Annotated in this window: 25 protein-coding genes; 6 read left to right on the top strand and 19 right to left on the bottom strand. The window is 65.5% G+C overall.

Going from position 1 to position 22,653, the window contains the following annotated elements; translation table 11 throughout:
- Positions 1-63: 63 nt before the first annotated feature.
- Genes BT115_RS16035 through BT115_RS16020 form a run of 4 tightly spaced genes read left to right on the top strand, consistent with a single transcriptional unit; the run spans position 64 to position 4,427 of the window.
- Positions 64-1,254, top strand: a complete 1,191-nt coding sequence (locus BT115_RS16035) for a beta-ketoacyl-[acyl-carrier-protein] synthase family protein (protein ID WP_072323695.1) — start codon at positions 64-66, stop codon at positions 1,252-1,254.
- Positions 1,251-2,051 (top strand): beta-ketoacyl synthase chain length factor, encoded by an 801-nt coding sequence (locus tag BT115_RS16030; RefSeq protein ID WP_072323606.1) that lies wholly within the window; start codon positions 1,251-1,253, stop codon positions 2,049-2,051. Before BT115_RS16035 ends, BT115_RS16030 begins: the two co-directional genes overlap by 4 nt.
- A complete protein-coding gene (locus tag BT115_RS16025) occupies positions 2,048-2,821 on the top strand; it encodes a glycosyltransferase family 2 protein (protein ID WP_072323605.1) in 774 nt (257 codons plus the stop codon). The genes BT115_RS16030 and BT115_RS16025 overlap by 4 nt, the downstream gene beginning before the upstream one ends.
- A gap of 19 nt (positions 2,822-2,840) precedes the next feature.
- Positions 2,841-4,427 (top strand): NAD(P)/FAD-dependent oxidoreductase, encoded by a 1,587-nt coding sequence (locus BT115_RS16020; protein WP_072323604.1) that lies wholly within the window; start codon positions 2,841-2,843, stop codon positions 4,425-4,427.
- A gap of 131 nt (positions 4,428-4,558) precedes the next feature.
- Here BT115_RS16020 and BT115_RS16015 read toward each other — a convergent pair whose 3' ends face one another.
- From BT115_RS16015 to BT115_RS15990, 6 genes are all read right to left on the bottom strand, one after another.
- Positions 4,559-4,993, bottom strand: a complete 435-nt coding sequence (locus tag BT115_RS16015; RefSeq protein ID WP_072323603.1) for an ApeP family dehydratase — start codon at positions 4,991-4,993, stop codon at positions 4,559-4,561.
- Positions 4,977-7,292: an MMPL family transporter gene (locus tag BT115_RS16010; RefSeq protein ID WP_255369457.1), complete on the bottom strand. Its 2,316-nt coding sequence runs from the start codon at positions 7,290-7,292 to the stop codon at positions 4,977-4,979. The genes BT115_RS16015 and BT115_RS16010 overlap by 17 nt, the downstream gene beginning before the upstream one ends.
- Positions 7,289-7,864, bottom strand: a complete 576-nt coding sequence (locus tag BT115_RS16005) for a LolA-related protein (RefSeq protein ID WP_083527526.1) — start codon at positions 7,862-7,864, stop codon at positions 7,289-7,291. Before BT115_RS16005 ends, BT115_RS16010 begins: the two co-directional genes overlap by 4 nt.
- Positions 7,857-8,801, bottom strand: a complete 945-nt coding sequence (locus BT115_RS16000) for an LpxL/LpxP family acyltransferase (RefSeq protein WP_072323600.1) — start codon at positions 8,799-8,801, stop codon at positions 7,857-7,859. Before BT115_RS16000 ends, BT115_RS16005 begins: the two co-directional genes overlap by 8 nt.
- Positions 8,798-9,112, bottom strand: coding sequence for a hydroxymyristoyl-ACP dehydratase (locus BT115_RS15995; RefSeq protein WP_072323694.1), 315 nt, complete (start codon positions 9,110-9,112; stop codon positions 8,798-8,800). The genes BT115_RS16000 and BT115_RS15995 overlap by 4 nt, the downstream gene beginning before the upstream one ends.
- A 95-nt stretch (positions 9,113-9,207) precedes the next feature.
- Entirely contained in the window at positions 9,208-9,480 is a 273-nt protein-coding gene (locus BT115_RS15990; protein ID WP_072323599.1) for a phosphopantetheine-binding protein, read from the bottom strand.
- A 195-nt stretch (positions 9,481-9,675) separates the two neighbouring features.
- Between BT115_RS15990 and BT115_RS15985 the strand changes: the two genes are divergently transcribed.
- Complete coding sequence (locus tag BT115_RS15985; protein ID WP_255369456.1) at positions 9,676-10,644, top strand: chorismate transformation enzyme, FkbO/Hyg5 family; 969 nt, start codon at positions 9,676-9,678, stop codon at positions 10,642-10,644.
- A gap of 21 nt (positions 10,645-10,665) precedes the next feature.
- On the opposite strand, the gene glmU is transcribed toward BT115_RS15985, so the two are convergent.
- The 13 genes from glmU to queD all read right to left on the bottom strand — a co-directional run bounded on the left by glmU (position 10,666) and on the right by queD (position 21,666).
- Entirely contained in the window at positions 10,666-12,045 is a 1,380-nt protein-coding gene (gene glmU, locus BT115_RS15980; RefSeq protein WP_072323597.1) for a bifunctional UDP-N-acetylglucosamine diphosphorylase/glucosamine-1-phosphate N-acetyltransferase GlmU, read from the bottom strand.
- A gap of 68 nt (positions 12,046-12,113) precedes the next feature.
- Positions 12,114-13,190 (bottom strand): DUF748 domain-containing protein, encoded by a 1,077-nt coding sequence (locus BT115_RS15975; RefSeq protein ID WP_072323596.1) that lies wholly within the window; start codon positions 13,188-13,190, stop codon positions 12,114-12,116.
- A gap of 176 nt (positions 13,191-13,366) precedes the next feature.
- The gene (locus BT115_RS15970; protein ID WP_072323595.1) at positions 13,367-13,792 is read right to left on the bottom strand and encodes a F0F1 ATP synthase subunit epsilon; all 426 of its coding nucleotides are present in this window, start codon (positions 13,790-13,792) and stop codon (positions 13,367-13,369) included.
- Positions 13,793-13,934: 142 nt separating this feature from the next.
- Positions 13,935-15,347 (bottom strand): F0F1 ATP synthase subunit beta, encoded by a 1,413-nt coding sequence (atpD, locus tag BT115_RS15965; protein WP_072323594.1) that lies wholly within the window; start codon positions 15,345-15,347, stop codon positions 13,935-13,937.
- A gap of 70 nt (positions 15,348-15,417) precedes the next feature.
- On the bottom strand, positions 15,418-16,326 hold the full coding sequence (atpG, locus tag BT115_RS15960; protein ID WP_072323593.1) for a F0F1 ATP synthase subunit gamma: 909 nt from the start codon (positions 16,324-16,326) through the stop codon (positions 15,418-15,420).
- 123 nt (positions 16,327-16,449) lie between these two features.
- Positions 16,450-18,000, bottom strand: a complete 1,551-nt coding sequence (gene atpA / locus BT115_RS15955) for a F0F1 ATP synthase subunit alpha (RefSeq protein ID WP_072323592.1) — start codon at positions 17,998-18,000, stop codon at positions 16,450-16,452.
- Positions 18,001-18,057: 57 nt separating this feature from the next.
- Positions 18,058-18,591 carry a F0F1 ATP synthase subunit delta gene (locus tag BT115_RS15950; RefSeq protein WP_072323591.1) on the bottom strand — a complete coding sequence of 178 codons (534 nt, stop codon included), beginning with the start codon at positions 18,589-18,591 and terminating at the stop codon, positions 18,058-18,060.
- Positions 18,592-18,593: 2 nt separating this feature from the next.
- The gene (locus BT115_RS15945) at positions 18,594-19,064 is read right to left on the bottom strand and encodes a F0F1 ATP synthase subunit B (RefSeq protein WP_072323590.1); all 471 of its coding nucleotides are present in this window, start codon (positions 19,062-19,064) and stop codon (positions 18,594-18,596) included.
- A gap of 82 nt (positions 19,065-19,146) precedes the next feature.
- Entirely contained in the window at positions 19,147-19,434 is a 288-nt protein-coding gene (gene atpE / locus BT115_RS15940) for a F0F1 ATP synthase subunit C (protein WP_072323589.1), read from the bottom strand.
- 82 nt (positions 19,435-19,516) lie between these two features.
- Complete coding sequence (gene atpB, locus BT115_RS15935) at positions 19,517-20,356, bottom strand: F0F1 ATP synthase subunit A (protein ID WP_072323588.1); 840 nt, start codon at positions 20,354-20,356, stop codon at positions 19,517-19,519.
- Between the two features lie 2 nt (positions 20,357-20,358).
- Positions 20,359-20,724 (bottom strand): ATP synthase subunit I, encoded by a 366-nt coding sequence (locus tag BT115_RS19000; RefSeq protein ID WP_250339075.1) that lies wholly within the window; start codon positions 20,722-20,724, stop codon positions 20,359-20,361.
- 169 nt (positions 20,725-20,893) lie between these two features.
- On the bottom strand, positions 20,894-21,220 hold the full coding sequence (locus tag BT115_RS15925; protein ID WP_072323587.1) for a phasin family protein: 327 nt from the start codon (positions 21,218-21,220) through the stop codon (positions 20,894-20,896).
- An 89-nt stretch (positions 21,221-21,309) separates the two neighbouring features.
- The gene (queD, locus tag BT115_RS15920) at positions 21,310-21,666 is read right to left on the bottom strand and encodes a 6-carboxytetrahydropterin synthase QueD (protein WP_072323586.1); all 357 of its coding nucleotides are present in this window, start codon (positions 21,664-21,666) and stop codon (positions 21,310-21,312) included.
- A 209-nt stretch (positions 21,667-21,875) separates the two neighbouring features.
- Between queD and BT115_RS19065 the strand changes: the two genes are divergently transcribed.
- Positions 21,876-22,481, top strand: coding sequence for a LuxR C-terminal-related transcriptional regulator (locus BT115_RS19065; protein WP_072323585.1), 606 nt, complete (start codon positions 21,876-21,878; stop codon positions 22,479-22,481).
- Positions 22,482-22,653 lie beyond the last annotated feature (172 nt).

Raw genomic sequence — 22,653 nt, 5'->3', positions numbered from 1 at the left:
GCCTCCGAGCGTTCACGCGACGCAAGAGAGCAAAAAGGATAGGCTCCCCGCATGCCGCATCCCATGCCTCCGCTCGCCATCCGCGCGTACACCGCCACCTCCGCTCTCGGCCGTGGTCTTCAGGCTCACGCCGACGCTCTCGCCGCCTCGCGCGGCGGTCTTGCTCCCAACGATTTCAGCTTCGCGCCACTGGCGTGCTGGATCGGCCGCGTTGCCGGCGTGGAGGACGCACCGCTACCGCCAGAACTCGCGGAATGGGACTGCCGCAACAACCGACTCGCATGGATGGCGTTGCAACAGGACGGCTTCTCCGACGCCGTACGTGCGACACGCGAGCGTTACGGCGCCCATCGCGTTGCCGTGCTCCTGGGTACGTCGACGGCAAGCATCGGCGCCACCGAAGAAGGCTACCGGCGCCTCGATAACGGCAACATGCCGGCCGACCTCCATCGCCCGGTGCTGCACACGCCCCACTCGCTCGCCGGTTTTGTCGCCGCGGCGTTCGAACTGGAAGGCCCCTGCCTCACCGTGGCCACGGCGTGCTCGTCCAGCGCCAAGGTCTTTGCAAATGCCGAGCGGATGATCCGCCTCGGGCTGATCGACGCGGCCGTGGTCGGCGGTACCGACACGCTGTGCGACAGCGTTCTGTTCGGTTTCAACTCGCTGGAGCTGGTGTCGCCGGAACCGTGCCGGCCGTTCGACGCACGGCGCAACGGGATCTCCATCGGTGAGGCCGCCGGCTTTGCCATCGTGGAGCGTGTCGCTGGCGTGGCCGATGCGCCGCTGCTCATTGGCTATGGCGAGGCGAGTGACGCGCACCATATGTCGACGCCGCATCCCGAAGGCCTCGGCGCGGAACTCGCCTTGCGCGACGCGCTCGAGCGCGCCGGCATCGAACCCGCCGACGTCGACTACATCAACCTGCACGGCACCGCGAGCCAGAAGAACGACGAAGTCGAGGCCGCGCTGGTCGCGCGGACCTTCCCGTCTTCTACGCGTGCCAGCTCGACCAAGGGCTTCACCGGTCACACGCTCGGTGCGGCCGGCATATTGGAAGCCGCGATCACCCTGCTTGCCATGCGCGACGGCCGCGTACCCGCCAACCTCGGCGCGACGCAGCCCGACCCGCTGTGCGGACCGCAGATGGCATGGCACGAGGAATCCAAGCCGATCCGCATCGCGCTCAGCAATTCGTTCGGCTTCGGTGGCAACAACGCATGCCTTGCCTTCGCTCACGCGGAGCACGCAGCATGAGCGCAGCGCTTTCGGTCTGGGTAAGCGGTATCGGTCTGTGGGCGCCGGGGGCGTCGACCTGGGATGCCTTCCGTGACGTCGTGAGTGGCGGCGCGCCAGCCGGCGCCAGCGAGCGGCCGGTGGCCGACGTGCTACCGCCCAACGAGCGTCGTCGCGCGCCGGAGAGCGTTCTGCTCGCGGCGGCCGCTGCGGGCCAGGCGGTGCGGATGAGTGGTCGCGATGCCGCCACCCTGCCCTGCGTCTTCGCCTCGGCGCACGGCGACCAGGTCATCACCGACTACATGTGCCAGACCCTCGCCACCGCGCCCCTCGAACTCTCGCCGACGAAGTTCCATAACTCCGTGCATAACGCGCCCGCTGGTTACTGGACGATCGCCACGCACTGCCACGCGAGTTCCAGCGCCGTATCGGGCGGCGAGCAGGCCTTCGGTGCCGGGCTGCTGGAAGCAGCGAGCCTCGCTGTCGCCGACGACCGCGACGTACTCCTGGCGAGCTACGACATCGCGGGTGCGGGCCCGCTCGGCGCCATGACCAGCACCACCGGCCCGTTTGCCGTGGCCATGGTCCTGTCGCCGCGCGCCGATGGCGCCGCCACGCGACTCGACATCACGCCCGAGCGCGGCAACGTCGGCGCCGAGCCGATCGGCGATCCGTGGCTCGACGGCCTTGTGGCGAGCAACCCGGCGGCCCATTCGGTGCCGTTGATGCATGCCCTGGCATTGATGCGTCCCACGGCGCTGCGTGTGCCTGCCGCGCGCGGTCTCGACCTGCACATCGACATCGGGGTGGTCGCATGAATACCGCCGCAGGGCGCTACTGCATCCTGATTCCCTGCCTCAATGAGGAAAAGGCCATCGGCCGCGTCGTCAGCGAGGCGCTGGCGCTCGGCCTGCCGGTGATCGTCGTGGACGACGGCTCGGACGACCGCACGCCGGACATCGTTGGCACCATGCCGGTCACTCTGTTGCGGCATCCGACCCGCCGCGGCAAGGGCGAGGCGCTGCGCACCGGCTTTCGCGAAGTGCTGCGCCACGACTATGACGGTGTGGTCACCATGGACGGCGACGGCCAGCACCTCGCCGCCGACGTGCCCGCGATCATCGCGGCCGGCGAGCGCTACCCCGGCAGCATCGTGATAGGCGCCCGCCTGCTCGAGCGCGAACAGCAACCCCCCGGCCGACGCCGTGCCAACGCCGTGGCCGACTGGGGCATCTCGCTGGCATGCGGCTGGCCCATCGCCGATACGCAAAGCGGTCAGCGTCTCTACCCGCGCTCGGTGCTCGATCTGGTCGACCTGCCTGCGGAACACTTCGTGTTCGAAGCGGCCATGCTCATCACCGCCTGTCGCGAGCGCGGCGTGCGCGTCGTATCGGTGCCGATCGCGTCGCGCTATCAGGGCGAGTTCCGTCTCAGTCACTTCAGCCCCGTGCGCGACGTGACGCGGATCACGACCTATACGATCGGCCGGGTGTTCCACTATGGAAACTTCCTGGCCTGCTATCGCCAAGCCAAGGCGCGACCGACCATAGTCACCCCCGATATCGGCGCCGCCAAAGAGTCGCACTGACACCACGAGGAAGAGATCGATGGACCGCACGCCACACGACGCTGTCATCCTCGGGGGGGGCCTGGCCGGGCTGACGCTCGCCATGCAACTCAAGGGCAGCTACCCGGACATGGACATCGTCGTGCTCGAACGGCAGGTCCATCCGCTGCCGGAAGCGGCGCACAAGGTCGGCGAGTCCACCGTCGAGATCGCCGCGCACTACTTCGCCGACACCCTCGGACTGCGCGCGCATCTCGATGAGGCGCACATCCGCAAATTCGGTTTCCGTTTCTTCTTTTCCGAAGGGAAGGACGATCTCGCCGACGTCGCTGAACTGGGCGTCAGCGCTGTGCTGCCGACCCCGAGCTATCAGATCGATCGCGGCATCCTCGAGAACTTCCTCGGCGAGGAGGCCCGGCGACGCGGCATCGACTTCCGCGAGGGCGTCACCGTGCGCGGCTTCGATATCGGCTCGGGCGAGGCGCCGCACAGCGTACGTTTCGCCACCCGCGATGGCGATGGCGAGCTGCAGGCGCGGTGGTTGCTCGATGCGTCCGGGCGTGCAGGGCTCATGCGGCGCAAGCTCGATCTCACCCGCGACAACGGCCATCACGCCAATGCCGTGTGGTTCCGCATCGACGATCGCATCGCTATCGACGACTGGTGCGACGATCCGGAGTGGAAAGACCGCTGCCACCCGGCCGAGCGCTGGCGATCGACCAACCATCTGTGTGGCCCCGGCTACTGGGTGTGGCTGATCCCGTTGTCGTCGGGTGCGCATTCCGTCGGCATCGTGGCTGATGCCGCGATGCACCCGCTCGAACGCATGAAGACGTTCGATCTGGCGCTCGCCTGGCTGGAAGAACATCAGCCCATGGTGGCCCGCCACGTCGCCAGCCGGCGCGACAAGTTGATGGACTTCGCCTTCTTTCGTCACTTCTCCTATGGATGCGCGCGGATGTTCTCGTCCGACCGCTGGGCGTTGACCGGCGAGGCGGGAGCTTTTCTCGATCCGTTCTATTCGCCCGGCAGCGACTTCATCGCGATCGCCAATACCTACATCACCCTGCTGGTCGGCATCGATCGCCGCGGCGAGAACCTCGCGTCGCACGCGCGGCACTACGAGCGGCTGTTCTTCTCGTTCTACGAAGGCACGCTGCGGATGTACCGCGACCAGTACAACCTGTTCGGCGATCCCGAGGTCCTGCCGATCAAGGTGATCTGGGACTACGCCTATTACTGGGGCGTGCTCTGCCAACTCGTCTTTCAGGACCGCCTCGGCGATGCCGCATTCATCACGCGCATGGGCTCGGAACTGGTGGCCGCTGCGGATCTGAATACGGCCATGCAAGGATTCTTCCAGCGCTGGCATGCGATGTCGGAGCGGCGCAATCGCAAGACGATGATGGACCAGCGCGAACTCACCTGGTTCGCAGACATGAACGCGACGCTGCACGACAAGCTCGACGATGAAGCCCTGGCAGCGCGCCTGCGCAACAACGTCGGAATGATGCGTTCTCTCGCCGCCACTATCGTGGAACGCGCCGCCGAGGACCATCCGACCGTGCGTGAGGACTACGACGAACTCGCGAACGGCGGCACGGCGCGGATGAAGCTGTTCGCGTAGCGCGCTGTCGCCGCGTCGCGAACGGTGAGACAGACGGCGAGCACACTAATCTGGTCGACCCGGAGGGTGGCGGTCAGGCTCCTCATCAGTCCCCTTTCAAGCCTCTCCGGGTCGACGATCAATCCCGGCGATTACACCGGCGGGTGAATCACCGCCGCGCGGCCCGAGGCGATCTCGGTGCCGTCATGGACGACGCGGAAGGCGTACTGCGCACCGCTATCGTCGGCCAGCAGGCAGTCGGCGTGCACGTGCAGCGTGCCTTCCAGCGTATCCACGCGATCCACGGCCAAGGTCACGCCACGCAGGCTCACCAGCATGCCAGGGCGAGGTTCGGCACGGCCTTCCGTCTGCGCGCGCAACGCACCATGCACCGCCATGGCTTGAGCGCCATATTCCGCAAGATGCACCGCATGCAATCCGTTCGCCCCGCGCAGCGGGTGCGTGATCAGCACGTGGCTGGTGCTTACCGCATGGATGGATGACGCTTCCCACGCGAGCACGCCGTCCAGCAGGCACATATCGCCCGCATGCGGCACGAGGTCGATGAAATCAGTCTTGGCGAGCATGCGGAGCCATCAGGATCGAAAGGCAGAAGTGGAACGCGACACCCAGCGCCACGGTAAGACCGATCGCACGAAGCACCGGAATCGACGACCACGCCAGCATGCCGAACACCAGCAATGCCGCGAGCACGCAGACCACCGTGGCGTGCAGCGTGCGCCGCTGCTCCGCCGGATCGCCGGTATCGCGTTCGAAGAACAGCGCGTAGTGCAGACCCAGCCCCGCCGCGAGAATCAGCGCCACCAGATGGAACAGCGACACCGGAATGCCCAGCATGCGTTCGACCGCCAGCACCAGGAAGGTCGCGAGCGTCATCGGCGCCAGTACGTGCCACGCGCGACGCAGGCTGCGCAGGGCGAGCGTGATGGTGATGAACAGCAACGCGCCCGCCGCCAGCACGGCGTGCAGGATGCGCGTGCGGTAGGCCGCAACGAGCGATTCCGAGGCGTCCTTCAAGTCGAGCAATCGGGCATTCGGCGCCGCTGACGATACCGCCGCCGCGAGCGCCGACGCATCGCGAACACCGCTGAGCGTGGACAGCCCCACCCAGTGATCGCCGCGCTGCACCAGCATTGCCGCGAGCCGCTGCCCGAGCGCCGAGCGCGAGAACGTCTCGGGCGTCAGCAGAGGTGCCGTACGTGCGGCCTCTACGTCCGCTTCGAACGGGGCAAAGAGATCCTTGCGGAACGGCAGCCCTTCCAGCGCACCGTCGAGAGCCGCGTCGAGCGCAGGGCGATCGGGCAGCTTCGCCTGGCGGGCGCGCTGGGTCGCCAGGTCCGGCAGGTAGATCGAGGGCAGCTCGAAGCCGTCCAGGTTTTTTGCCGTGACCTGCGCGCGCAAGGCCGGCTCGAGTTTCGCAGACGCGGTGAGCACGCCGTTGGCCGTCGGTGCCTGTATCACGAGCAGATAGCGCACGTCGGGCGCACCAAGCTCGCCGCGCAGGCGTGCGTCGGTCATCAGCATGTCGCGCGGCAGCGGCGTGAGCGCGGAGAGATCGTTCTGCCAGAACGATCCCGGAGCGAAGGCGAGCATCGCCACCACCGCCGCCACGATGGGCAACGGCAGCCACCGCGGACGTGGCAGGTTGTCGAGCCAGGTGCGGAAGGCGGCGAGGCCCGGCATGTCGGCGACGTCACGCGCCTTTTCCGGCAGCAGATAGGGCAACGCGTAGCGAGTGGAGAAGCCCGCGGCGAGCAGACCGACGATGGTGAACACCGCCAGCTGCTTCAAGCCACCCACGCCCGACGCATAGAACGCGAGGTAGGCGATGCATGCGGAGCCGATCGCGGTCAGCAGCAACGGCCAGAGGCCGCGCACACTCGCCAGCGCGGATTCCCCGGCACGTCGATGGCTGAGCAGGCGGATCGGGTACTCCTGCGCCACGCCCAGCAGCGTAAAGCCGAAGGCGAGCGTGATGCCGTGCACCTCGGGGAACCAGAGGCTCAATGCCACGATGCCGGCGAGCGCACCGGTCGCGACCGGCAGTGCCCCGAGCAGCAGGGCACCGATGCTGCGATACGCCGCGAGCATCAGCACGATGAACCCGATCGTGGAAATCCGGCCGATCCAATCCGCCTGATCGCGGGTCTGCGCATTCACCACGACCGTGAAATAACCCGGGCCGCTGATGGTCAGATGCGACTGCCCGCTTCCGGGCAGTGCAGCGAATGCCGCGCGCAAGCGGCCAATGGCATCGTCCTGAGCGCCGGGATCGAAACCGGCACCGCGTGTCTGCGCGAGCAGCAACGCTTCGCCGCGGGAGGAGAACCACACGCCCTCGCGCACCTCCGGCGAGTGCGCCGGTGTCCAGCGTTCGGCCACCTTGAGCGTTTCGAGCGTGGGATCACGCGGCAACAGCCCCTTCAACAGGGTGGCCGCGGGCGAACTCAGGTCATCGAGACGTTGCTGCAGTTGGTCGGCCAGATAGGCCTCATCCAGGCGCTGGGTATCGAGCGTCGGCGACAGTAGGAAGCGATACGGCAGCAACGAGCTGTCGAGCATGCCGAGGTCGAAATCGCCGTTGACCACCTGAGTGAAGGCAGCATCCTTGCGCAGCGCCGCGGCCAGACCGCGGCTCAGCGCCGCCTTGGTCGTGTCGTCTCCGCCATCGATGGCGACCAGCAGCAAGCGCGAACCCGGGCCCTCGCCCACTTGCTCCATGAGCAGCTTCTGGTCCGGCGTGGTCGGTGCCGGCATGAAGCTGCGCAGATCGGTACCGACCTTCAGATGGGTGGCAACCACGGCGCCGAGCAGCGCGAGCGTGGCGATCCAGGCGATGAGGAGCCCGAGACGAGCGCCCTTCACATCGCCCCGCCGCACTGCGCGATGAGACCTTCGCGGGTGGGATCCGCCGGCATCTGCGTGGCGAGATCACCGAGCAGGTCGATGGAGGTGTCGCCGTCGCTTTCTTCCATGCGCATGCAGCGCGCCAGGGCGCCGGCACCGTACACGTGGATGCTGGCGATCTGCTTCGCCACGCGCGTATCGCGCGGCGTGAGCGTCAACTGCCAGCGGTCGGCGTCACGGCCGAGCGACACGTCGAAGGAATCCGCCAGGCGCGACGGATCGCCCGCCAACAAGGCCACGAAGCTGTCCAGCAACACCTGCAACTGCGGAGCGCGCTTCAACGAGAAGCTGCGCGGCGACTTGCCTTCGCGCTGCTGGGTCACCTCGCCGTCGGCGATGGTGGCGGTTTCCTTGGTCGGCTTTTCCACCTTGCGTTCAAGGCGGTCCCCGCCGAGCCACGCCAGTTCGCCGGACACGACCAGCGGCTTGTCGAGCACGCGCATGAAGCGTGCCTCGGAAAACGACGTGCGTGCCGGCGCGGGACGATGCAGGCTGGAGATCAGCGCGTTGGCGTCGTCCGCATCAGGCATCGGAGTGGCGAGGCACGTGAACGGCAGCAGGCTCGTCAGCAGGACCAGTTTCTTGCCAGAAATCATAGAAATTGAACCAGTTGAAGGGGTGGACGCGGGCGTAATGCTCCAACCGCGAAGCGTAACGGGCAATGACGTCGTCCAGCACGGCAGCTCGCTGGGCGCGTGGAATGTCGATGCCTTCGGAGAAGGCTTCGAAGATCAGGCGGTAGCGGTTACCGCCCAGGTAGATTCCCATGCACAGGATGACCGGCACCTTGAGTGCCGACGCCAGCAACCACGGGCCGACAGGAAACGGCGCAGGCGTGCCGAGGAACGGCACGCGCCGGACCGCCTCGTTGCGATGCCCGCGGTCGGCAAGCAAGGCCACCATGGCGCCCTCTGCCGCGCCTTCCGCCATGGCGAGCGCCACCGAGGCGCCACCCCGCGAGGCGTCGATGACCGCAGCGCCGACGTCCGGCGCCAGCGCCTCCAGCACCGCCGTCAAGGCGGGCGTCTTTTGCTTGTCGAGCACCACACGCAGCGGCACCTCCGGTCGCCGTGCGCCGAGCGCGCGCAGGGCCTCGAAGCTTCCCTGATGCGATCCGATCAGCAACACGCCACGACCGGCATCGATGCAACGATCCAGCTCGGCCAGACCTTCCACGTCCACGTCGAAGTCGCGCTCGCCACGCGCCAGGAAGAACAAGCGATCCAGCAGGGTCGCCGCGAACATGTGGATGTGATGGAACACATCGCGCTGGGTGACCGGCCGATGCAACACGCGCGACAGGTACGCGCGCGATGCGGCGCGCTCATCGGCGCGACGCAGGAAAAAGTACAGCGCGATGGGATAAAGCAGCAGACGCGCGACGGTGCGACCGAGCCGCAGGGCGATCGTACGGATCAGCCAGATCGCGAACCAGCCGCCACCTTCGCGCTGCTGCCAGTGACTCATGCACTCGCCTCGAGCGTGCCGCGGAGCAAGGTCGCATCGCCACGGCGCACGGTGAAGCGGAAGCGACGTTCATCGACGGCCATCAGCGTCAGCTCGGCGTCTTCGTCAGGCAGTAACGGCGCGAGAAATTTCGCGTCCACCACCTGTCGCACCGAAAGCCCGCGCCATGCATGCAACGCCTGCGCGGCGGCTTCAAGAAGAAGCACGCCCGCGACGATCGGACGCCCGGGGAAATGCCCGGCGAAACTCGGATGCCCCGCGTCGAAACGCAGGGCATGCACGAACGCGGCGGTATCGGCGGATTCGCTCATCGACATCTCCGGACCTCGGTCGGCGCCAGCAGGGCAGGCACATTGCGCCAAGGCGAAAGCAAAGCACGCCCTGGGCAAGTGCGGCCTGAACGGCGTCAGGCCGCGGCGCGGTGCTGCTCGATATGCTCGGACAGCGTGCGCAGGCTCGTGAAGATCGCGCGGTTGTTCTCGTTGTCGGACTTGAGCTGGAAGCCGTAGTGCTTGGACACGGCCAGCGCGATTTCGAGGGCGTCGATGGAATCGAGCCCCAGGTCTCCGCCGAACAGCGGAGCATCCGGGTCGATGTCGGCCGGCTTCGTCGATTCGAGGTTGAGGCTCTTGACGATGAGTTCGGCCAGTTCTTGCTGTTCTGCGGTTTGCGTTGCCATTGATCTTTCCAGGTCCTGGATGTGCCTGCCTCCCCCCGGATGGCAGCGGCCGCGGAGTTTAACACAGGGGTATCTCGGCCATGCCCGGAGCGTTCAGGCTCGTGAATCCGCGGCATTCACGCTACGGGCTGGCGAGGGAACGATATGATGGCCGGGACACGTTGGACGGACCACTTGATGCTCCCAGGAAGTGATATGCGCGAGCACGCGCCGCTCGCCACCCCAGCCTCGCCACGCGTGGATTATCGGGCAGGGTACGCGACGCTCTCGCCCCGCACGTTAGCGGCATTCGATTTCGGCACGGCAGCGCCCGAACAAGACGATCCCCGCTGGTTACGCGTGGTGCTGGAGCCCATGGGCGGCCGACAGAGCGAGATCTGGGAGGTCGACGGCGAGATCGAAAGCGGCCGCGCGGGCGATCTTCACTGGTCGCGCGGCGGTGGCTGGCTGTTCGCCGCCGTGACCTGTCGGGAGGATCAGCACGGTGGCACCGAGGGCGCGGCGAGGCATGCCTACGAGCAGTTGTCGCGATTCGTGGCTGCGGCCGAGGAGCGTCACGTCCAGCGTATCTGGAACTACCTGGGTGCCATCAACGCAGGCAGCGGCGACGACGAACGCTACAAGCATTTCTGCACCGGCCGTATCGAGGGCATGGGCGAGGTCTTTGCCCACGGTTTTCCCGCGGCGACCGCCATCGGCCACCATGCTGACGAGGCGTTGCTGCAGGTCTATCTGCTCGCCACGGACCGTCCCGGCACCCGCGTCGAGAACCCGCGCCAGGTGAGCGCGTGGCGCTATCCGCGCCAATACGGCCGCACGCCGCCCAGCTTCGCGCGGGCCACGCTCCTGCCCGCGGGCGACGTCCTGGCGATCTCCGGCACAGCGGCCGTGGTAGGCCATGCCTCGGCCCATGCCGGCGACATCGATGCGCAACTGGCCGAGACCTTGCGCAACCTCGACGCACTGTTGGCCGCCGGCGGTCTGCCGCCCGGTTTCGATCGTTCTGCTCCGCTCAAGGCTTACGTACGCCGGCCGGAACATGCCGCCGCGGTAGCTGGCTTTGCCGCCGCGCACTTCCCGCAAGCGCCTCTGCTCCTGCTGCACGGCGACATCTGCCGCGAGGAACTGCTTGTGGAGATCGACGGCTGGCGGTTCCGCGGCTAAGCAGGTGCGATCAACGGCGGCTCACGTTTTCTTCGTGGGACGATGCCAGCCTTCGACCGCGGTCTGTCGCCCGCGCGCAATCGTCAAGGTATCGGCCGGTGCGTTCTTGGTAATGACCGAGCCCGCGCCGATCGTCGCGCCGGCATGCAACGTGACCGGCGCCACGAGCGAGCTGTTCGAGCCTACGAACACACCATCTTCGATCGTGGTGCGGCTCTTGTTCACGCCATCGTAGTTGCAGGTAATGGTGCCGGCGCCGATGTTCACCTTGCTGCCGATCACCGTATCGCCCAGGTAGGACAGATGGTTGGCCTTGGAGCCTTCCGCGATCACCGCGTTCTTGGTCTCCACGAAGTTGCCGATGTGCACGCCCGCCGCCAGCTCGGTGCCGGGACGCAACCGTGCGAACGGTCCGATGGTGCATGGCCCGTGCGTCACCACGCCGTCGAGATCGCAATGCGCGAGCACCACCGTGCCGGAGGCAAGGTTGGCATGACGCACGCGGGTAAACGGACCGATGCGTACGTCGTCGCCAAGCACGACGTTGCCTTCGAAGATGACGTCTACATCCACCTCGACGTCACGGCCCGCGGAGACGGTGCCGCGCACATCGAGTCGCCGCGGATCGGCCAGACGCACACCGGCAAGTGCTAGTGCACGCGCGCAGCGCTCGCGGAACAGCGCTTCCAGCGTCGCCAATTGCCAGGGATCGTTCGCGCCTGATGCCTCCACGGCGTCGCAGTCCACGCATGCGGCGGGAACACCTTCGGCCGCCGCCATTTCGAAGACGTCGGTAAGGTAATACTCGCCTTGTGCGTTGTCGTTGCCGAGGCGCTGCGTCCACGTCAGGAGTTTGGCCGCGTCGGCGGCGACGATGCCGGTGTTGACGAGATCGATGGCGCGCTCGGCTGCACTGGCGTCCTTTTCTTCCACAACATGGCGAACGCGACCGGCCGCATCGAGCACCACGCGTCCGTAGCCACTCGGATCGGGGAGACGGGTCGCAAGCATCGACAGGGCATCGCCCGACTTCGCGAGCATCGCCAGCGTCTCCGGCCGAATCAGCGGCACGTCGCCGTAGAGAACCAGCACGCGCCCTTCGAGCTGTCTGGATGCCTGCAGTGATTCAAGCGCGGTGCGTACCGCGTGACCCGTGCCGAGCCGTTCGCGCTGCTCGATCCAGCCCAGGCTGGCGTCCGCGGCGAAGGCCTCACGCACCTGCGCGCCGTTATGACCGTAAACCACGTGGATGCCAGCCGGGTCCAGGGACCGGGCAGCCTCGATGACATGCGCAAGCAATGGTCTTCCGGCGAGTGGCATGAGCACCTTCGCCGAGGCGGACTTCATCCGCTTGCCTTCGCCAGCGGCAAGGATAAGGACGTGAAGGGGCGTCGCGGTCATGGGCTTCGTTGCCTGCCTGAGAATCGAGGGCCGCACTTTCGCGCGTTTGCGGCCCCGTGCCAAGTCGGCTAGTCGTCTTTCGGCCGCTCGGTCAGGTGTTCCAGATTTGGCTTGTACGCCTGGATGAACGCATTGCGCAGCACACCCAGGATGGCTTCGAGCGCGGACATGTTCTTGTCGCCGATGCTTCCCGAGATCGGCACTCGGGTCGCGAACTGATCCTTGGACTGGTTCTTGAACAGCTTGGTGACGCCTTCTGCCAACGCTTCATAGGCGAGCTTGACCGGACCCTTCTTGTCCTGCTCGACGTCCTGTTTCCAACTGAAGATGCGCAGATCGTGGAACAGCGGCTTGGCGTAGCCTTCCAGCCGGCGATTGTGTGCCTGCAGTTCCATGAAGAAGTCGCCCTCGCCGCCCGCGAAATCGAGGCCGCTATAGGCGCGTGCCAGATCGTTGGCCTTCACCAGCTTGATGTTGCGCACAGTCAGCTCGTAGCGGAAATCGCCCAGCTGCTCCAGCGGATCGAACTCGGCGCGCGCTTCCAGCGGCGCATCGCCCAGCACCTTTGCCGTGGCATGCATGTGTGCGACCCGCGAGCCACCTTCGCGCTGCACGTTCGTGAGGTTGGTGGCGGTGCCGTTCACGTCGGTCATCTTGAGATCGACCTTCGGGCTGGACACGAAGTTGTGGAAGGTGATGGTGCCATCCATGACATTGACCTCGTCCAATTGCGTCGGCACGAGAGCCTTCAGCTGGGCGCGCCAATCGACGCCCTTACCCGTCTGCGTATCGCCCTCGCCACGTCCGTCGACGAAGTTCACCACCGGTTTGTAGAAGTCGATTTTTCCGCGCAGGTGTCCCCGAGAAAGCGCGACCCAGCTCAGCGAGATGTCCGCACGGTCGGTATCGAACAGCGGCACGGGAACCTTGCCGTCCACCTTCTTGATGGTCAGTCGATCGATCGAATACGCACCGCGCCAGAGATGGATGTCGATATCGGCGATATGCCCTGCGTACGATCCCATGTGCGACAACCGACCATTGAGGTAGTCGAGCACGACATAGGGCAAAGCGATACGCGCCGCGATGAGCACGACGGCGGCCACACCGATGATCCAGAGGCTGCGGCGGTAGCGGGTTCGCATGGGGCGTGTCCCGTAAGGCGGATACGCGTCAGTGTGGACGCACCGCGGTCATGGTTACATGAACGCGTGCGGGCGATGGGAACTTGCCTCGTGGCTACACCGCTTCGTTGGCTCCTCGCCGCCATGGCGGCTCCCACACACCAAAAAAAACCCCTCCGAAGAGGGGTTTTCGTGGATCAGTGCTTGAGCGTCTTGCGCAATCGTTCCAACGCCTGGAGCTGGGCGAGCGCTTCGGCCAGCTTGGCCTGGGCCTCGGCCACGTCCAGCTGCTCGCCGCGGTTCGCCAGGGCGGCCTCGGCTTCTTCCTTCGCCTTCAGGGCGGCCGCCTCGTCGAGGTCAGCCGCACGGGCCGCCGTATCGGCAAGGATGGTCACAACCTGCGGCTGCACCTCGAGAATGCCGCCGGAGACGTAGAACTGCTGGCGCTCGCCGCTTGCCGCGACCACGTCGACGTGGCCGGGCTTGAGCCGGGTAATCAGCGGGGCGTGACGCGGTGCGATGCCCAGCTCGCCAAGCTCACCGGTGGCGACCACGAGCGTGGCTTCGCCGGAGTAGATCTCGGCTTCGGCGCTGACGATGTCGACGCGGATGGTGTGGGGCATGAGAGGCTCCGGCTTCTTCGTTCTATAGGATGCGATGAGGTACGGCTTGGTGAAGAGTGAACAGTGAACCGTAAGTTGAATCGTGCAGCTTACGGTTCACAAGGCGGCGCCAGCCGCCGCTCACGCTTCACGAGAAGGCCGCTTAGGCGGCCTTCTTCGCACCCATCTCCTCGCCCTTCTTGATGGCTTCGTCGATGCCGCCGACCATGTAGAAGGCCTGTTCCGGCAGGTAGTCCACGTCGCCGTCGACGATCATCTTGAAGCCGCGGATGGTTTCCTTGAGCGGCACGTACTTGCCCGGCGAACCCGTGAACACTTCGGCCACGTGGAACGGCTGCGAGAAGAAGCGCTCGATCTTGCGCGCACGCGACACGGCTTCCTTGTCTTCCTGCGACAGCTCGTCCATGCCCAGGATCGCGATGATGTCCTTGAGCTCCTTGTAGCGCTGCAGCGTGCCCTGCACGCGACGGGCCACGTCGTAATGCTCCTGGCCGATCACGCCCGGGTCGAGCTGGCGGCTGGTGGAATCCAGCGGATCCACGGCCGGGTAGATACCCAGCGAGGCGATGCTGCGGCTCAGGGTGACGGTCGCGTCCAAGTGGGCGAACGTGGTGGCCGGCGACGGATCGGTCAGATCGTCCGCGGGCACGTACACGGCCTGGATCGAGGTGATCGAACCGGTCTTGGTCGAGGTGATGCGCTCCTGCAGCACGCCCATTTCCTCGGCGAGCGTGGGCTGGTAACCCACGGCCGACGGCATGCGGCCCAGCAGTGCGGACACTTCCGTACCGGCCAGCGTGTAGCGGTAGATGTTGTCGACGAAGAGCAGCACGTCCTTACCCTTGCCGCTCTCGTCCTTCTCGTCGCGGAAGTACTCGGCCATGGTCAGGCCGGTCAGTGCCACGCGCAGACGGTTGCCCGGCGGCTCGTTCATCTGGCCGTACACCATCGCGACCTTGTCGAGAACGTTGGAGTCCTTCATCTCGTGGTAGAAGTCGTTGCCCTCGCGGGTACGCTCGCCCACGCCGGCAAACACGGACAGACCCGAGTGCGCCTTCGCGATGTTGTTGATGAGTTCCATCATGTTCACGGTCTTGCCGACGCCAGCGCCGCCGAACAGGCCGACCTTGCCGCCCTTGGCGAACGGGCACATGAGGTCGATGACCTTGATGCCGGTTTCCAGCAGCTCGCTCGCGGCAGCCTGGTCGTCGTACGACGGAGCTTCGCGATGGATGACCCAGCGCTCCTGCTCGCCGATCTCGCCGGCTTCGTCGATCGGGTTGCCGAGCACGTCCATGATGCGGCCGAGCGTGGCCTTGCCGACCGGCACCTTGATGCCTTCGCCGGTGTTGCGGGCGATCAGGTTGCGGCGCAGACCGTCGGTGGAACCGAGCGCGATGGCGCGCACGATGCCGTCACCGAGCTGCTGCTGCACTTCGAGGGTGATCTCGGTGCCGTCGACCTTCAGTGCGTCGTAGACCTGCGGTACCTGGTCGCGCGGGAATTCGACGTCGACGACCGCGCCGATGATCTGAACAACTTTACCCTGGCTCATGGATGTGCTCCGGATGAATCTTCTTTAGGTTCTGTGCGGCGCCGCTGTTGCGTCGCCATCGCTTGTTTCGTCAGACCGCCGCGGCGCCGCCGACGATCTCCGAGATTTCCTGGGTGATCGCAGCCTGGCGGGCCTTGTTGTAGCTGAGCGTCAGTTCGCCAATGACCTTGGTCGCGTTGTCCGACGCCGCCTTCATGGCGACCATGCGCGCGGCATGTTCGCTGGCGAGGTTTTCCAGCGCGGCCTGATACACCACCGACTCGATGTAACGCGTCATCAGGTGCTCGAGCACCGTGCGCGCATCCGGCTCGTAGATGTAGTCCCAGTCGTGCGTCTGCTCGACCTTGACGCCCTCGGACACCGTGCCCTCGGCGTGTTCCAGTTCGTTCGCGACCAGCGACAGCGGCAGCAGCGCATCGATACGCGGCTTCTGCACGATCGTGTTCACGAAGTCGTTGAAAGCGAGGAACACGCGATCGAGCCGGTTCTCGCCGTAGGCGTCCAGCACCACCTTGATCACGCCGATCAGGTCTTCGAGCTTCGGCTTTTCGCCGAGGTGCGTCGCACTGCCGATCAGGTTCACGCCCTTGATGCGGCGGAAGAACTGCACGGCCTTCTGACCCACCGCCACGATGTCGACCTCGACGCCCTTGCCCTGCCACTCGCGGATGTTGACGAGCATGCGGCGGAACAGATTGGAGTTGAGACCACCGGCGAGGCCGCGGTCGGTCGAGACCACGATGAACGCCACGCGGGCGACGTTCTCACGCTCGCTCAGGAACGGATGGGTGAAGTCGGTGCTGGCCTGGGCGACGTGCGCGATGACCTTGCGCATCAGGCGCGCGTACGGACGCGACGCCTTCATGAGGTCCTGCGCCTTGCGGATCTTCGACGCCGAGACCATTTCGAGCGCGCGCGTCACCTTGCGCATGTTCTGCGTGCTCTTGATCTTGGTTTTGATTTCGCGGCCGCTAGCCATATGAGTCGCCGTGGTCGTGTTGCTTGTTTACTGAGGAAAGTGAACCGTAAACCGTGAACCGTAAGTTGCACGATGTCACTTACGGTTCACCCTTCACGCTTTACCGGCGCGCCTTCGCGCGCCTCACCAGCTACCGGTCTTCTTGAACTCGTCGGCGCCCGCCTTGAAGGTGGCCTCGATGTCCTTGTCCCAGTCGCCGGTCTGATCGATCTTGGTCATCAGCTCGCCGTGGTTCTGACGGAAGAACGCATGCAGACCCTTCTCGAAGGCAAGCACCTTGTTGACCGGCAGGTCGTCGAGGTAGCCCTTCTCGGCCGCGAAGATCGACAGGCCGAGTTCGGCCAGCGACAGCGGCGAGTACTGCGACTGCTTCATCAGCTCGGTCACGCGCTGACCGCGGTCCAGCTGCGCGCGCGTGGCGGCATCCAGGTCCGAGGCGAACTGCGCGAACGCTGCCAGCTCGCGGTACTGCGCGAGCGCGAGCTTCACGCCGCCGGAAAGCTTCTTGATGATCTTGGTCTGCGCGGCACCGCCGACGCGGGACACCGAGATACCGGCATTCACCGGCGGACGGATGCCCGCGTTGAACAGGTCGGTCTCAAGGAAGATCTGGCCGTCGGTGATCGAGATCACGTTGGTCGGAACGAAGGCCGAGACGTCGCCCGCCTGCGTCTCGATGATCGGCAGTGCAGTGAGCGAACCCGTCTTACCCTTCACTTCGCCGTTGGTCATCTTTTCGACGTACTCGGCGCTGACGCGCGAAGCGCGTTCCAGCAGGCGCGAGTGCAGATAGAAGACGTCACCCGGGTACGCTTCGCGGCCCGGCGGGCGCTTCAGCAGCAGCGAGATCTGGCGATACGCCACGGCCTGCTTGGAGAGGTCGTCATAGACGATCAGCGCGTCTTCGCCGCGGTCGCGGAAGTACTCGCCCATGGCGCAGCCGGAGTACGGTGCGACGTACTGCAGCGCGGCCGCTTCGGACGCCGAGGCCACCACGACGATGGTGTTGGCCAGCGCGCCGTTTTCTTCGAGCTTGCGCACGACGTTGGCAATCGAGCTGCGCTTCTGGCCGATGGCGACATAGATGCACTTAATGCCGGAGTGCTTCTGGTTGATGATCGCGTCGATCGCCACGGCGGTCTTGCCGGTCTGACGGTCGCCGATGATCAGCTCGCGCTGGCCGCGGCCGATCGGGATCATCGAGTCGATGGACTTGTAGCCGGTCTGCATCGGCTGGTCGACCGACTGACGCCAGATCACGCCCGGAGCCACCTTCTCGACCGGGCTGGTGCCTGCGGCTTCGATGGGGCCCTTGCCGTCGATCGGGTTGCCGAGTGCGTCGACCACGCGGCCGAGCAGGCCCGGGCCAACCGGCACTTCGAGGATGCGGCCGGTGGTCTTGGCGGCATCGCCTTCGCGCAGGTGAGCGTACTCACCGAGCACCACGGCGCCGACCGAGTCGCGCTCCAGGTTCAAAGCCAGAGCGAAGGTGTCGTTCGGCAGTTCGATCATTTCGCCCTGCATCACGTCGGCCAGGCCGTGGATGCGCACGATGCCGTCGGACACGCTGATGATCGTGCCTTCGTTGCGTGCCTCGGCGCCGAGCTTGAACTGCTCGATGCGGGTCTTGATCAGCTCGCTGATCTCGGACGGATTCAGTGTGGTGCTGGACATGGTCGGTTCCTTGGGTTGCGCCGCTCTCACGGCACCCGGTGGTATGAGAAGCTCGTATCAGTGCGCCAGCGCGCTGGCCAGCCGCTGCAGGCGGCCGCGCGCCGAACCGTCGATGACCTGCTCGCCCGTGTCGATGACGACACCGCCGAGCAACGCCGGATCGACGTGCGTATCCAGTTCGATCTCACGCTTGAAGCGACGCTTCAGCGAGGCGCGCAGCTGTTCGGTCTGCGTCGCATCGAGATCCAGCGCGCTCGTGACCTTCACCTTCAAGGTCGACTCCGACTCCAGCTTGTACTGGTCGTAGAGCGCGGCGATTTCCGGCAGCAGGTGCATGCGACGGTTCTCGGCCAGCTCCTCGAGGAAGCGGGCGAACGGCGCATCGGCAGCCATGCCTTGCGGAAGATGGATCGCGACGAGCTGCGCAGGCAGCACACGCGGATCGTTGCCGAGGCCGGCGACCTGAGGGTCGACCGCGACCGCGGCGGCGAAAGTGAGCGCCGCCGACCAGTCGGCGAGCGCACCCGCCGCGTGCGCCACCTCGAAGGCGGCGCGCGCGTAGGGACGGGCGAGGGTGAGCGCCTGGGCCATGGTCAGATCTCGGCGGCGAGTTGGTCGATCAGGGCCTTGTGGGCCGCCGGATCGATCTCGCGCTGGACGATCTTCTCGGCACCGCGGACGGCAAGCACGCCGACCTGCTCACGCAGCTGTTCGCGCGCACGCTGCGCCATCGACGCGATCTCGTCCTGGGCCTGGGCCTTCAGACGGTTGATCTCGTTGGTGGCTTCGGCGCGAGCCTTGTCGAGCAGCTGGTTGGCCTGCTGCTGCGCCTTGTCGATGATCTCGGTCGCCTGCAGGCGGGCCTGCTTGATCTCGGTGGCGACCTTGGCGTCGGCATCCTTGAGCTCGGCGCGCGCGCGCTCCGCGGCGGCGAGACCCTCGGCCACCTTCTTCTGGCGCTCTTCGATGGCACCGTTGAGCTGGGGCCAGATGAACTTGGTGGTGAACCAGACCAGGATCGCAAAAGAGATCATCTGGCCCAGGAAGGTCATGTTGATTTCCATGATCTCTCCGAAAGACTCCGAACGCTTGGGTACTGACGATCGCCGTGACCGGAACGGTCACGGCGACAAGACGAACGGCTGATCAGCCGCCGGTGGCAGCGCGGACGACGCCGACCAGCGGGTTCGAGAACGCGAACAGCAGGGCGACGGCGAGGCCGATGATGAACGCCGCGTCGATCAGGCCGGCGAGCAGGAACATGCGGCCCTGGAGCAGCGGAACCAGCTCAGGCTGACGGGCAGCCGACTCGAGGAACTTCGAGCCCATGATGGCGATACCGAGACAGGCGCCGAGCGCGCCGAGGCCGATGATCACGCCGATGGCGATGGCGGTCATGCCCTGGACGTGGGCGAGAAGCGAGGCGAGTTCCATGGTGTTCTCCTGGGATGTACGAATAGCGAAAGGTGGAAGCGAAAAAAAGTGGAGCCGAAGGTTCTAACGTCGGAGCGGTGAGTCAGTGGTGTTCCCGCGCGGTGGCGATGTAGACGATCGTGAGCATCATGAAGATGAACGCCTGCAGGGCGATGATCAGGATGTGGAAGATCGCCCACGCCGTGTTGAACACGACGCCAGGCACGAAGCTGATCCAGCTCACCATCAGACCGGCAATCAGCATGAACACCAGTTCGCCGCCGTACATGTTGCCGAACAGTCGCATCGCGAGCGACACGGGCTTCGACAGGGTTTCGACGACGTTGAGAAGGAAGTTCGGGATCACCAGCACCAGCTTGGCGATCGGGTTATGTGCATGGAACGGCGCGGTGAGCAGCTCCTTGCCGAAGCCGAAGCCGCCCTTCGCCTTGATGCCGTGGCCGATAACGATGAACAGCACAGCGACCGACAGGCCGACGGTGGTGTTGATGTCGGCGGTGGGGACCATGCGGAAGTAGGTGTGATGCGCGACGTCGTGACCCGCGAAGGTCTGCACCAGCCAGCCGGCGAGATCGACCGGCAGCAGGTCCATCGCATTCATGAGGAACACCCACATGAAGATCGACAGCGCCAGCGGCGTCACCGTGCGACGGTCGCCGTGGAAGGTGTCCTTCACCTGGGTATCGACGAATTCGATCGCCAGCTCGACCAGAGCCTGACCCTTGGACGGCACGCCCGAGGTCGCCTTGCGCGCGAACAGCCAGAACCACAGGCAGAACGCAGCACCGAGCACGAACGAGATGACGATCGAGTCGGCACGGAGATTCCAGAACCAGAAATGGTCGGCGCTGAAATTCACCGTGAGGTGATTCAGGTGGTGCTGGATGTATTCGGTCAGACCGCCCTGCGGTTCGCTCGCCATGCTCAACCCTTGAATCTGAATGCAAATACGTTGACCGCGTAGCCTGCCACCAGCCCCGTCAGTGCGGGCAAGGGTGGCAGCTTCCACTGAACCAGCAAGAGAGCCAGGCCCCCTATGAGCACGATCCAGCGAAGGATCATGCCCACAAGAAACCGCGCAAACGTTGCTCCCGCCCCACCCAGCGCGCTGAACGCTCGCGCGGCAAGCAGCGCGGTAGCGATAGCGACGATCAGGGCGCCCCCGAAGGCGGCCAGCGCGGCTGGACGACCTTGCAGGGAAAAAGCGAGCCCCGCGACAACGGCCACCACCAGCTGCGCAATGACAATGCGCAAGGCGAGGTGACGACCGGCAGCAAGACTGTTGAGCAACGCGAGGCTCCCGTGGTTTCGCTCGAAGGCGGCACCAGATGGTTCAACGGGCCACGGTTTAATCTGGAAAAGTATACCAGTGCCGTAAACGACGGGACAAGCTGCGAAAGTCCACAAACACCCGCCGGCGCGACCGGCCGGCGCGTCGTTGGCGAGGAGGCGCGGTGAGTCAGGCCCTGGCGGGCGGGCCCACCAAAGCGCCGAGCGATGTCGCCGTCTGCACCGCCACATCGAGGATGTCGCCTGCGGCAGAGGCCGTGCGCTCCACACTCTGGCGCTGAAGATCCCCGCCACGCGCAAATACGGCGCGGAGGGCATCGGCATTGGAGGCCACCATGGCGTCGGCCATGAGACCCGTCGCGGCGCGCGCATGACCTTCCAGTGCCTGCAACTGCAGATCGACCACGCGCTCCATGCCCCGCCAGGCGAGCGCCTGGGCAGCAGCGGCTTGCTCGACAAGGCGAGCGAAGTCGGCGTAATCGTTTACTGCAGCCATCGAGGTGCACCGTCGGGGAACGGGAGGTGCCGGAGTGTAGACCTGGGTGCGGCGATGCAGCAACCGCGATTACTTGCGACGAACCGCGGTCAGTCGCCCGTGTACTCGGCCCCGGACGTGCAGGTTTCATGCACCACGACCTTCGCCAGACCCGGCACGTCCGGGCGCAACCGTTCGAAGATCCAGCGCGCCAGATTCTCGCTGGTAGGGTTGTCCAAGCCGTCGATGTCGTTGAGATAGTGATGGTCGAGACGGTCGTAGAGCGGCTGGAATCGAGCCTTGAGATCGCCGAAATCCATCACCCATCCCAGTACGGGATCGATCGGCCCTTCCACGTGCAGATCGACTCGGAACGAGTGCCCGTGCAAGCGTGAACACTTGTGCCCTTCGGGCACATTCGGCAAGCGATGCGCCGCTTCGATATGAAAGGTCTTGAAGATACGCATGGGGCGACAGCCTTGCTCAGATGACCCCGCATTGTAGCGGAGGCCGTCCCGCGCGCCTTGGATCGCCGGATTCACGACACGGTTCGCAAATCCGAAAATTCGTAGTAGTCATTCATGGACTTTTCATCGCTCAACGGTTGCAGTGGTAACTACTGAAGGACGCGGAGGGGCGTTCCTTCGGTTTCCATGCGTGCACTGAGGAGGCATCGATGTGCCTTGGTCGTGGTTCGCTCGACGGTCCGCATACCTGCGGACTCGCTGAGGAAGTGTTTGCTGCCCTGCCCTGGCCATGCGTGGTCTGGCGCCAAGAGGGACAGCGCGCGGTGATGGTCAACGCGGCGTTCAAGCGCGAATTCGGCATCGCCTGCGGACGCGCAGGACCGGCGTGGCTGGAGGAGCATTTCCAACCGACCGCCGCTGCCGACGAGTTCGTCTTCCGGGACCGGCATGCACGAACGCGGCGTTACCACATGACCCGCCAGCTCATCGACGTGCCCCCTGCCGCCTTTCATGCCGTTTTTTTGATGGCGCTGGCAGACGACGAGCAAGGCATCGAAGAACCGGCCACGAGCCACTTCACCACGCTGCGGCCCGACGTATCGCTCACCCCGCGCGAATCCCAGGTTCTCGACGGCATCATGTGCGGCAAGCTCAACAAGGTCATCGCGGGCGAACTCAACATCAGTCCGAAGACCGTCGAGCTGCACCGCGCGAATCTGATGGCCAAGCTGCGCGTGAACAACGTGGTGGAGCTGGCTCGCGTCGTGCTGGATATGGACCTGTCGCCCCGCCAGGAGGCTGTTAGTCCGTTGTAAGAGCCGCCATGGCGGCGAGCGGACCTACTGTTGTGGGAGCCGCCATGGCGGCGAGAAGCCCACGGAGCGATGAGACGGCGAGGCATGTTCCCCTCGCCGCCATGGCGGCTCCCACAACACAAAGCAGCACCAAAGAAAAAGGCCGCGCCTGAGAGGCGCGGCCTTTGTCGTC

The sequence above is a fragment of the Luteibacter sp. UNCMF366Tsu5.1 genome, assembly GCF_900119235.1.
Taxonomy (GTDB): Bacteria; Pseudomonadota; Gammaproteobacteria; order Xanthomonadales; family Rhodanobacteraceae; genus Luteibacter; species Luteibacter flocculans.
The sequence above is the reverse complement of the archived record's forward strand: the minus strand, read 5'-3'. Positions and strand labels throughout refer to the sequence as shown.

What these genes read in the sequence shown, in the direction of transcription:
- BT115_RS16000 (WP_072323600.1), bottom strand. Translation starts at nt 8,801, where the DNA reads ATGAGTCACTGGCAGCAGCGCGAAGGTGGCGGCTGGTTCGCGATCTGG.
- atpB (WP_072323588.1), bottom strand. Translation starts at nt 20,356, where the DNA reads ATGGCGAGCGAACCGCAGGGCGGTCTGACCGAATACATCCAGCACCAC.
- BT115_RS15995 (WP_072323694.1), bottom strand. Translation starts at nt 9,112, where the DNA reads ATGAGCGAATCCGCCGATACCGCCGCGTTCGTGCATGCCCTGCGTTTC.
- BT115_RS15970 (WP_072323595.1), bottom strand. Translation starts at nt 13,792, where the DNA reads ATGCCCCACACCATCCGCGTCGACATCGTCAGCGCCGAAGCCGAGATC.
- atpG (WP_072323593.1), bottom strand. Translation starts at nt 16,326, where the DNA reads ATGGCTAGCGGCCGCGAAATCAAAACCAAGATCAAGAGCACGCAGAAC.
- BT115_RS15925 (WP_072323587.1), bottom strand. Translation starts at nt 21,220, where the DNA reads ATGGCTGCAGTAAACGATTACGCCGACTTCGCTCGCCTTGTCGAGCAA.
- queD (WP_072323586.1), bottom strand. Translation starts at nt 21,666, where the DNA reads ATGCGTATCTTCAAGACCTTTCATATCGAAGCGGCGCATCGCTTGCCG.
- BT115_RS16015 (WP_072323603.1), bottom strand. Translation starts at nt 4,993, where the DNA reads ATGCTCGCCAAGACTGATTTCATCGACCTCGTGCCGCATGCGGGCGAT.
- atpE (WP_072323589.1), bottom strand. Translation starts at nt 19,434, where the DNA reads ATGGAACTCGCCTCGCTTCTCGCCCACGTCCAGGGCATGACCGCCATC.
- BT115_RS15985 (WP_255369456.1), top strand. Translation starts at nt 9,676, where the DNA reads ATGCGCGAGCACGCGCCGCTCGCCACCCCAGCCTCGCCACGCGTGGAT.
- BT115_RS19065 (WP_072323585.1), top strand. Translation starts at nt 21,876, where the DNA reads ATGTGCCTTGGTCGTGGTTCGCTCGACGGTCCGCATACCTGCGGACTC.
- BT115_RS16030 (WP_072323606.1), top strand. Translation starts at nt 1,251, where the DNA reads ATGAGCGCAGCGCTTTCGGTCTGGGTAAGCGGTATCGGTCTGTGGGCG.
- BT115_RS16035 (WP_072323695.1), top strand. Translation starts at nt 64, where the DNA reads ATGCCTCCGCTCGCCATCCGCGCGTACACCGCCACCTCCGCTCTCGGC.
- BT115_RS15945 (WP_072323590.1), bottom strand. Translation starts at nt 19,064, where the DNA reads ATGGAAATCAACATGACCTTCCTGGGCCAGATGATCTCTTTTGCGATC.
- atpA (WP_072323592.1), bottom strand. Translation starts at nt 18,000, where the DNA reads ATGTCCAGCACCACACTGAATCCGTCCGAGATCAGCGAGCTGATCAAG.
- BT115_RS16020 (WP_072323604.1), top strand. Translation starts at nt 2,841, where the DNA reads ATGGACCGCACGCCACACGACGCTGTCATCCTCGGGGGGGGCCTGGCC.
- BT115_RS15990 (WP_072323599.1), bottom strand. Translation starts at nt 9,480, where the DNA reads ATGGCAACGCAAACCGCAGAACAGCAAGAACTGGCCGAACTCATCGTC.
- BT115_RS15975 (WP_072323596.1), bottom strand. Translation starts at nt 13,190, where the DNA reads ATGCGAACCCGCTACCGCCGCAGCCTCTGGATCATCGGTGTGGCCGCC.
- BT115_RS16005 (WP_083527526.1), bottom strand. Translation starts at nt 7,864, where the DNA reads ATGCCTGATGCGGACGACGCCAACGCGCTGATCTCCAGCCTGCATCGT.
- BT115_RS16025 (WP_072323605.1), top strand. Translation starts at nt 2,048, where the DNA reads ATGAATACCGCCGCAGGGCGCTACTGCATCCTGATTCCCTGCCTCAAT.
- atpD (WP_072323594.1), bottom strand. Translation starts at nt 15,347, where the DNA reads ATGAGCCAGGGTAAAGTTGTTCAGATCATCGGCGCGGTCGTCGACGTC.
- BT115_RS15950 (WP_072323591.1), bottom strand. Translation starts at nt 18,591, where the DNA reads ATGGCCCAGGCGCTCACCCTCGCCCGTCCCTACGCGCGCGCCGCCTTC.
- glmU (WP_072323597.1), bottom strand. Translation starts at nt 12,045, where the DNA reads ATGACCGCGACGCCCCTTCACGTCCTTATCCTTGCCGCTGGCGAAGGC.